This window comes from Acidiphilium sp. 34-64-41 (assembly GCF_002282635.1).
Lineage (GTDB): Bacteria > Pseudomonadota > Alphaproteobacteria > Acetobacterales > Acetobacteraceae > Acidiphilium > Acidiphilium rubrum.
This window is the reverse complement of sequence record NZ_NCJX01000014.1, coordinates 48,026-56,897: the sequence shown is the minus strand read 5'-3', so window position 1 is coordinate 56,897 and position 8,872 is coordinate 48,026. Positions and strand designations below refer to the sequence as shown.

Below are 8,872 nucleotides of genomic sequence, written 5' to 3'. Positions count from 1 at the left end.
TTCGGACGTCAGGCAGCCCAACACAGCCGCTACCGGCCTACCATCCGTCCTACGAACGAACGAAAGGGAAAAATTGCGCTGTTCAGAGGTTCCTTAACGCCTGGTCGAAAAAGCATCTGCCTTGGGTGCCGTTGTCGCCAGTGCCGCCGAAGTGGCGCGTCCACAACAACCCCCTCGACCTCATGCCGGGCGGCAAGCTGGAACACTTCGGTACGACCAAACAGGGGATTCAGGCCGGCGCGGCGCTGCTTCGCCAGTACCCGACGAAGCGTCAGGCCGATACGCTGGCCTCGATCATCCCGATCTGGAACGGGCACGGTAAGAATGACCCGGAATATATCAGGCGGGTTTCGCGCTGGTCCGGCATCGGGGCAAATACGCCGCTGGATTTGAACAACAAGGCGACGATGACGAGCGTGATCGCCGCCATGAGCCGGGAGGAAGGGACTGACGTGGTATCGCGGGCACAAGCCACCGCCGCGCTCTCTGGTGGCCCTGCTGGCCTCCCTGCCAAGGTAGAACGCCTTGTAGAGACGCTACGCCGTCAGAAACCGGCGAGGGCGCAGCAAGTCACAATCCGCAACCAGACATCGGCGCGGGTGGCGTTGCAAACGAACGCAGCGGCCTACTGATGGCGGCGCACCGGAGAAAAGGCCGAGGGTGCGGGCCGGGACAGGGGCCGGGCAATGGCTCGCCTGGCAAGCCCCTCGACACGTCACCCGAAAAGCAACGCGCCCGCATAAACAAGCGATGGGCAGCGCACCGGGAGCGAGTGGCGATGGGACCGGATGCCGTGGAGGCGCACGCCCGCATGGTGCGGTTGAAAAATGCGAGGCTCGAAATGGTGAGGGCAAAACGCGCCATGCGATCGAGAGAATTACCGCCGCGCGCGGGTGTTGAAGGAGATTTGAATGGACATCACTGAGCTTCGCGCTCGCATTGTCGCCGCGCGCCGATACCATGATGCAGCGATCCGCACGCTTGATGCGAAATGGAGGACGCTGGCCGCGGACGTCAAGGCGCAACCCGACCGTGCCGCCCATCTGGTCGCCGTCGCCGTGTAGGAGCTCGAGGCGCTGATTAGCACCGCCCCGCTCGATGACCCGGAGGCCGGAGCACCGAGGGGCGTGGTGAAAGCGCAGATGCGTGCCGCCACTGCCCGCAATGCCTGATCCAAGATCGAACGCCGTCGCCATGATCGCCCGCGTCATCGTGGCTGCCACCGGGCAAGGCAGGGTGGCACTCCCGGCCCTGGTAGCGGGGTGCAGGACGGTTCCGGCTTTACGGGGTATCGATGGGCCGGAGATAGCAAGCTGCTCGCTGGCACCGCCTGGAAGCCGTCGCAATGGCGTCAGGATGGCGGGAGGGTGCGGGGGTTTGTTGCGCCTGTCACGGATGAGAAGCTGGACAGCGGCATCGCACACACCGTGCGCGTCTCCAATGGCGGAAAAAGCCATGTCTGAGCAAGGGTTCCGTGACACCCTCGACCCCGCCAAGCTGGCAGAACTCCGCGCCGATGCCGAGAATCCCCTGATAGCCCCCAGCCGCCGCGTTGCTGCTCGCTTGGCGTTGCATGAACTGCGCGACGCCGAAGCCGACAGCGGCGATCTGGCACGGATGCGGCGCGCGCTGCTGGGCGACCAAGCTGCGGCTTGTAAAACATTGCGCGGATGTTTGTTGCGCGAATTGTGGCTCGTAATGCGATAATTGTGGCTTTTTGTATATCATACTATTTCATTCGAACCGGAACGGGAAAATTACTATCGCCAAAATATTTTCGAACAATTGACTTGAAATCATCTACGGCTGCGGCGGCTTGTTCATGGACATCTTTCATTGCGTCCCGCACTTTCATTGCAAGATCGCGCACAGCGGAAATTTCTGGGTTTAGATTACGTAACTGTTCCTCTGTCAAAAAAACCCTTCCGACTAATCCCTGCATTGTATCTGGCTTTAATTTATTCATTAAATTGTTGCGCTGCATCCCATACTCTTCAACAGAATAAATCATGGAATTATAGGAGTTTATCAAAAATTCTATTCTTGTAATATACTCAAATTGGCGGCCCTTCCAAAATGCAACCAACTCATTACTTTCAAAAGTTATATCCTTGGCTTTTCCTGAGAATGCTTGCATTGTGAGCCAAACCTCTGATGCATTGTTGTCAGCAATGCTCCGTTCGGCTGCTAGGTGGTAACCCGCCGCTGCGTTCATGATCTCCATGAGTTTTAATCCGACGCGGTAGGTCGCCTCTTCTTCCGCTGACCGCCGTGCCGCCTGTTCCGCTTGGCGACTTTCTCTCGCCGTTTGCCGAGCCACAAGATACGAAACAAGCGCTCCGATGATTGCGCCTAAGATGCCGGCTGACGTGGTGAGTCCAATGCTCCACCAATCGGGAGCGGACAGGTCGCCGATTATTCGTATGTCTAGGGGCGGATGCATAGGTTTAGGTTAGCGCAACATTTGCTTGCTCGCGACCCATTTTTTATGTGGAGCAGAAACGGCGCCACCATGGGTGCCCCCCATTATCGCAGCGAATACTCCGTCACGACCTGGCACGTCCCGTGACAGCCATCGCCGGCATAGCGTGGTGGCGATCGACCTCGCCTCGAACTCGACCAGCGCCACCGCAACCAATGCCCGCGCCTCGACCTGACGGGCCCGGCGTGGCGTCGGGATAGCGATAACGAGACGTTTTCTAAACTACCATTCCAGCCATCAAAAACCGCAACATTAACGCTATGCGTCTAATGCATGACGTGTCAAAAACAGGGATTTTGCGTCATGGATCGAGAAACGGCAGAAACCCGCCAGTTATCGCCGAAAAATAGGGCAGCAAGTATGGCGCTGATGTATGTTGTGTAGGTTTGGACCATATTGCACGTATGCCGCAGAGCCTATGCATATATGCATACCTCATTTCTAGACGGTCTATATGGGGAGAACCTACACCAACTACACGGCAGACCGCTTGCCCGGCCATTCACCCCGCCGCGACCGCTAACGCTCGATCACCGTGCCGCCAGCATCACGACAACGAGATAATCCGGTCTTTCACCCCCTCGATTTACTGCCGCCTGTAGCTATGGCGTAAAACCGAGGCCGTTTAGTCCGCGAGGAACCAACCTAACCCATTGATTAGATTGGTGGGCGCGACAGGGATTGAACCTGTGACCCCCGCCATGTCAAGGCGATGCTCTACCGCTGAGCTACGCGCCCACTTGATCGGGCGGTCATAGCTTCGGTCGCGCGGATACGCAAGCCGGGATCAGCGTGGCGGCATGCGCAAGGCGCCGTCGAGGCGGATGGTCTCGCCGTTCAGCATGTCGTTCTCGCAGATATGGCGGACCAGGGACGCGAATTCGGCGGGTTGGCCGAGGCGCGACGGGAACGGGACCGAACTGCCCAACGAGTCCTGCACCGCGGCGGGCAGGCCTGCCATCATGGGCGTTGCGAACAGGCCGGGGGCGATCGTCATCACCCGGATGGCGGAGCGGGCGAGTTCGCGCGCGATCGGCAGGGTCATGCCGACGACGCCGGCCTTGGAGGCGGCATAGGCGGCCTGGCCGATCTGACCGTCGAACGCGGCGATCGAGGCGGTGTTGACGATCAGGCCGCGTGTGCCGGATTCATCCGGTGGATTGTCCGCCATGCCGGCGGCGGCGAGGCGGATCATGTTGAACGTGCCGATCAGATTGATCGTGACGGCGCGGGTGAAGCGCGCCAGATCGTGCGGGGCGTCGCGCCCCAGCACGCGTTCGCCGGGGGCGATGCCGGCGCAGTTGACCAGGATGTGCAGCGCCCCGAAGGCGGCGGTGGCTTCGGCGATGGCCGCCGCCGCCTCGTCCTCGCGCGCGACATCGGTGTGGTGAAACCGGGCGGCGGCGGCGAAGCGGGCGGCGGTGGCGCGGCCCTTGGCATCGTCGATATCGGCGATCAGGACGCGGGCGCCGGCGGATACGAGCATGGCGACGGTGGCTTCGCCGAGACCGGAGCCGCCGCCGGTGACCAGGGCGGTTTTGCCGGTGAGGTTCATGGGATGGCTCCGCGTGGGGCGGTGAGGATGGCTTCGTCGAATCGGATGCCCGTCGAAGTGCCGCTGACCTCGTCCGCGCGGAGCTGGACGCGGCGGATTTTGCCCGAGATGGTTTTGGGCAGATCATCGACGAACACCAGCGCGCGGATGCGTTTGAACGGCGCGACGCGGGATTGCAGATGAGCGAAGATCGAGCGGGCAGTGGCGGCATCGGCCGGGGCGCCGGCGATCAGCGAGACATAGGCAACGGGGACCGCGAGGCGGACGTCATCCGGCCGGGGCACGACGGCGGCTTCCGCGACGGCTGGGTGTTCGATCAGGACGCTTTCGAGTTCGAACGGGCTGATCCGGTAGTCCGATGATTTGAACACATCATCGGCGCGGCCGACGAAGGTGAGGTAGCCATCGGCATCGATGGTTGCGACATCGCCGGTGCGGTACCAGGGCTGGTCAGCGCCGAACAGGCTGGTGGTTGCGGGGTCGAGGTAGCCGCGCATCAGGCCGAGCGGGCGGGATGGGGTGCAGACCAAGGTGACCTCGCCCTCGCCCACCACACCATCGGCACCGTCGTGCAAAGCGACACGATAGCCGGGCAACGGGCGGCCCATGGCGCCGGGTTTGAGCAGCGCGCCGGGGGGATTGCCGATCTGCGCGGTGGTTTCGGTCTGGCCGTAGCCGTCGCGGATGGTGATGCCCCAGGCAGCGCGGATCTGTTCGATGATTTCGGGGTTGAGCGGCTCGCCGGCGCTGACGATCTCACGCAGGCGGTTGGGATGGGCGCGCAGATCGTGCTGGACCAGATGGCGCCAGACCGTGGGCGGGGCGCAGAGCGTGGTGACGGCGCAGCGCGCGATGGCGGCGAGCAGGGCGGGCGCATCGAATTTCGCCTGACGGACGATGCAGATGGTGGCACCGGCGCTCCAGGGCGCGAAGAAACTGCTCCACGCGTGTTTCGCCCAGCCGGGCGAGGAGATGTTCAGATGGATATCGCCGGGTTGTAGGCCAATCCAATACATCGTCGAGAGGCTGCCGACCGGGTAGGAATAATGCGAATGCAGAACGAGTTTCGGTTTGGCGGTGGTGCCAGAGGTGAAATAGAGCAGCAGCGGGTCATCGGCCTGGGTTGCGCCGGCGGGGGCGAGGCTGGTTGCGTGGGCCTGCGGTGCGTAGGGTGTCCAGCCGGGGCGGTCGTTGCCATCGACCACGATGTTGACGGTGTTCAAGCCCAGACCATCGTATTTTTCGACCTGATCGGGCGTGGTGACCACGAAGCGGCCGCCGCCGCGCGCGACGCGGTCGCGCAATTCCTCGGCGGTGAGCAGCATTGTGGCGGGGATGACGACGGCGCCGAGTTTCATGGCGGCGAGCATCAATTCCCAGAGTGGTGCGATGTTCCCGAGCAGCAGCAGGATGCGGTCGCCGCGCGCAACGCCGAGGCTGCGCAGGAAGTTCGCGGCCTGGTTGGAGCGCGCCGCCATGGCGCTGAAGCTGACGCTGAGTTGCTCGCCGCTCGATGGATCGTCGATCAGCAGGGCGGGACGGTCGCGCAGCGCAGCGTCGGTCGCCAGCACGGCATCGAACCAGTCCAGCGCCCAATTGAACGGCACGGGCGCCGGGGGTTGGAAGCCCGCGTAGGCGGTTTCGTAATCGGTGCGATGGTCGAGCAGGAATTGCCTTGCCGCGGCGAAGTCGGTCATGACGCGGACCGTTCCGCGATCATGCGGAAAATCGCGGAGAAATCATCCTGCGCGTGACCGGATTCGGCAAATGCCTGATACATGCGTGCGGCGTGGGCGCCGAGTTCGGTCACCGCGCCGGATTGGGCGGCGGCGGTTTGCGACAGTTGCAGGTCCTTCAGCATCAGGCCCGCGGAAAATCCCGGGCGGTAGCCGTGATTGGCCGGACTGGCGGGCACCGGACCGGGCACCGGGCAATAGCTGGTGAGCGACCAGCACTGGCCCGATGCGGTGGATGCGACATCGAACAGCGCCTGGCGGGCGAGGCCGAGGCGGTCGGCCAGGGCGAACGCCTCGCTGACGCCGATCATGGAAATGCCGAGGATCATGTTATTGCAGATTTTCGCGGCCTGGCCGGCGCCGGCCGCACCGCAATGGACGACGCGCGCGCCCATGACCGCGAGCAAGGGCTGCGCCGCGGCGAAGGCGGCTTGGGTGCCGCCGGCCATGAAGGTGAGGGTTCCCGCCACCGCGCCGCCGACGCCGCCGGAGACCGGTGCATCGATCGCTTGCCGGCCGGATTGCTGCGCCATGGCGTGGGCGGCGCAGGCGGATTCGACATCGATGGTCGAACAATCGATCATCAGACAGGTTTCAGGCGCGGTCTCGAGAATCCCGGACGGATCGTCGTAGAGCGCACGCACCGCGGCACCGGCGGGGAGCATGGTGATGACCGCATCGCAGCCGGCGGCGGTGGTGCGGAGATCGGGCATGATGCGCACACCTTGGGCTGCCGCGGTTGTGCAGGCGGCGGGCACCAGATCGTAGCCCTGGACACGATGGCCGGCGCGCACCAGATTTGCCGCCATCGGCCCGCCCATGTTGCCCAAGCCGATGAAGCCGATGATGGACATGATGTTCTCCCGTATTTTTGTTAGTCGAACTGCAGCTCCGCGGCACCGAGCGGCGCGAAATATTCATCGATCGTGGCGTCGTCGATGTCGTGGTCGGAGCGCGGCTGCCACTGCGGGTTGCGATCCTTGTCGACCACGGCGGCGCGAACGCCTTCGATGAAATCATGCGCGCGGGTGCAGCGCACCGCGAGGCGATATTCCTGTTGCAGACAGGGTTCGAGCGTGCCGAAGGCGCGGGCCTCGCGCAACGCACGCAGGGCGAGGCGAACCGCGGTTGGCGACTGGGCGGCGATGATCGTGGCGGCTGCTGCGGCGGCGGGGCCGGCGGTGCCCAGGTGATGGAGGATTTCGGTTATCGATTCACGTTGATAACATTTTTTTATCCAGGCGCGCTGGGCGAGCAGGGCGCTGGGCGCTGGAAGGGTGGCGTACCGGTGGATGATCGGGTCGAGTTCGGTGATTGTGTCGCTCGCGAAGATATCTTGGCGCAGATCATCGAGGCGGGATGCGGGGATTTGATGATCGGCGAGGTCGATCGCCAATGCATCCGCTGGGCTGAGGCGCATTGCCGTCAGGGCGACATGGGTGCCGAGTTGATCGGGCACGCGGCCGAGCAGATGGGTGGCGCCGACATCCGGGATGAAGCCGATGCCGACTTCCGGCATGGCGAGTATGGTACGTTCGGTGACGATGCGGTGCGACCCGTGCGCCGACAGGCCGACGCCGCCGCCCATGGTGATGCCGTCCATCAGGGCGACATAGGGTTTGGGGAAATTCGCGATCCGCGCATTCAGCCGGTATTCACGGGCGAAAAAAATATCCGACGATGCGGCGTCGCCGCCGATGGCGGCCTGGTACAGCGCGCGAATGTCGCCGCCGGCGCAGAAGCCGCGCTCACCGGCGCCATCGATCAGCACGCCGATGATCGTGGCATCGCTACGCCAGGCGGCGAGCGCATCGTCGATCGCGCAGCACATTTCATAGCTGAGGGCGTTGAGGGCGCGCGGGCGGTTGAGCGTGATGTGGCCCCACCGGCCTTCGGTGCGGATCAGAACGTCCGGCGCATCCATCATCGGTCCGCGATCAGGCCGCGCGCGACGATCAGGCGCATGATCTCGTTGGTGCCTTCCAGGATTTGATGCACGCGCAGATCGCGCACGATCTTTTCGATGCCGTAATCGGTCAGATAGCCGTAGCCGCCGTGCAGTTGCAGCGCCTGATTGGCAACATCAAAACCGGTATCGGTCGCGACGCGCTTGGCCATGGCGCACAGCGACGTTGCGTTGGGCGCGCGGCGGTCGAGCGCTGCGGCGGCGTACCACAGGAAGACGCGCGCGGCTTCGAGTTCGGTTGCCATGTCCGCGAGGCGGAACTGCAGCGCCTGGAATTCATCGAGCCGTTTGCCGAAGGCGGTACGTTGTTTCATGTAGGCAATGGTTGCCTCCAGCGCCTTCTGGGCACCGCCGAGCGAACAGGCGCCGATGTTCAGCCGCCCGCCATCGAGACCGCTCATGGCGATGCGGAACCCCTCACCCACCCCGCCGAGCCGGTTGGCGGCCGGCACGCGCACCGCATCGAGCACCACCTGGCGGGTTGGCTGGGCGTTCCAGCCCATTTTGCGCTCGTTGGCACCGAACGACAGGCCGGCGGCATCGCGCGGCACGATGAAGCACGAAACGCCGCCGGCGCCGCTGCCGCCGGTGCGCGCCATGATCAGATAGAGATCGGTCTCGCCGGCGCCCGAGATGAATTGCTTGGTACCGTCGAGCACATACTCACCGCCGACGGGCTGTGCCCGCGTGGTGAGTGCCGCCGCATCGGAGCCGGAGGCGGGCTCGGTCAGGCAATAGCTCGCGAGCGTTTTCATGCTGACCAGGTCGGGCAGGAAGCGGTCGCGCTGGGATTGATCGCCGTAGCGGTCGATCATCCAGGCGACCATGTTATGGATCGAGATATAGGCGGCGATGGCCGGGCAGCCGGTGGCCAGCGCCTCGAAAATCAGCGCGGCGTCGAGCCGGGTCAGGCCGCTGCCGCCGCTGGCTTCGCGCACGTAGATGCCGCCCATGCCGAGCGATGCGGTTTCACGGATGACGTCGAGCGGGAAGATTTTCCGCTCATCCCAATCGAGCGCGTGCGGTGCGAGCCGGGCATCCGCGAAAGCGCGGGCCATCTCGGCGATCGCGCGCTGTGCCTCGGACAATTCAAATGGGCTGGTCGGGTCAATCTCCGTCACGGCGTCCATGAT

10 protein-coding genes and 1 tRNA gene are annotated in these 8,872 nt (G+C 63.8%); 4 read left to right on the top strand and 7 right to left on the bottom strand.

Going from position 1 to position 8,872, the window contains the following annotated elements; all coding sequences use genetic code 11:
* The 3 genes from B7X49_RS04535 to B7X49_RS04525 form a co-directional block, all read left to right on the top strand.
* A partial coding sequence (locus B7X49_RS04535; RefSeq protein ID WP_286702850.1) for a hypothetical protein occupies window positions 1–632 on the top strand: 632 nt, incomplete at its 5' end.
* Window positions 633–911: 279 nt separating this feature from the next.
* Complete coding sequence (locus B7X49_RS04530; RefSeq protein WP_286702851.1) at window positions 912–1,064, top strand: hypothetical protein; 153 nt, start codon at window positions 912–914, stop codon at window positions 1,062–1,064.
* A 391-nt stretch (window positions 1,065–1,455) separates the two neighbouring features.
* The gene (locus tag B7X49_RS04525) at window positions 1,456–1,707 is read left to right on the top strand and encodes a hypothetical protein (RefSeq protein ID WP_286702852.1); all 252 of its coding nucleotides are present in this window, start codon (window positions 1,456–1,458) and stop codon (window positions 1,705–1,707) included.
* A 22-nt stretch (window positions 1,708–1,729) separates the two neighbouring features.
* On the opposite strand, the gene B7X49_RS04520 is transcribed toward B7X49_RS04525, so the two are convergent.
* A complete protein-coding gene (locus B7X49_RS04520; protein ID WP_286702853.1) occupies window positions 1,730–2,443 on the bottom strand; it encodes a hypothetical protein in 714 nt (237 codons plus the stop codon).
* A 73-nt stretch (window positions 2,444–2,516) separates the two neighbouring features.
* Between B7X49_RS04520 and B7X49_RS04515 the strand changes: the two genes are divergently transcribed.
* Entirely contained in the window at window positions 2,517–2,657 is a 141-nt protein-coding gene (locus tag B7X49_RS04515; RefSeq protein WP_286702854.1) for a hypothetical protein, read from the top strand.
* 488 nt (window positions 2,658–3,145) lie between these two features.
* Here the strand turns inward: B7X49_RS04515 and B7X49_RS04510 are convergent.
* The 6 genes from B7X49_RS04510 to B7X49_RS04485 form a co-directional block, all read right to left on the bottom strand.
* Window positions 3,146–3,220: transfer RNA gene (locus B7X49_RS04510), tRNA-Val, on the bottom strand.
* 49 nt (window positions 3,221–3,269) lie between these two features.
* Complete coding sequence (locus tag B7X49_RS04505) at window positions 3,270–4,037, bottom strand: SDR family NAD(P)-dependent oxidoreductase (protein ID WP_286702855.1); 768 nt, start codon at window positions 4,035–4,037, stop codon at window positions 3,270–3,272.
* Entirely contained in the window at window positions 4,034–5,734 is a 1,701-nt protein-coding gene (locus B7X49_RS04500; protein ID WP_286702856.1) for an AMP-binding protein, read from the bottom strand. Before B7X49_RS04500 ends, B7X49_RS04505 begins: the two co-directional genes overlap by 4 nt.
* Window positions 5,731–6,627 (bottom strand): 3-hydroxyisobutyrate dehydrogenase, encoded by an 897-nt coding sequence (gene mmsB / locus B7X49_RS04495; protein WP_286702857.1) that lies wholly within the window; start codon window positions 6,625–6,627, stop codon window positions 5,731–5,733. Before mmsB ends, B7X49_RS04500 begins: the two co-directional genes overlap by 4 nt.
* 20 nt (window positions 6,628–6,647) lie before the next feature.
* A complete protein-coding gene (locus tag B7X49_RS04490; protein WP_286702858.1) occupies window positions 6,648–7,697 on the bottom strand; it encodes an enoyl-CoA hydratase/isomerase family protein in 1,050 nt (349 codons plus the stop codon).
* Window positions 7,697–8,869, bottom strand: coding sequence for an acyl-CoA dehydrogenase family protein (locus B7X49_RS04485; protein ID WP_286702859.1), 1,173 nt, complete (start codon window positions 8,867–8,869; stop codon window positions 7,697–7,699). Before B7X49_RS04485 ends, B7X49_RS04490 begins: the two co-directional genes overlap by 1 nt.
* Window positions 8,870–8,872 lie beyond the last annotated feature (3 nt).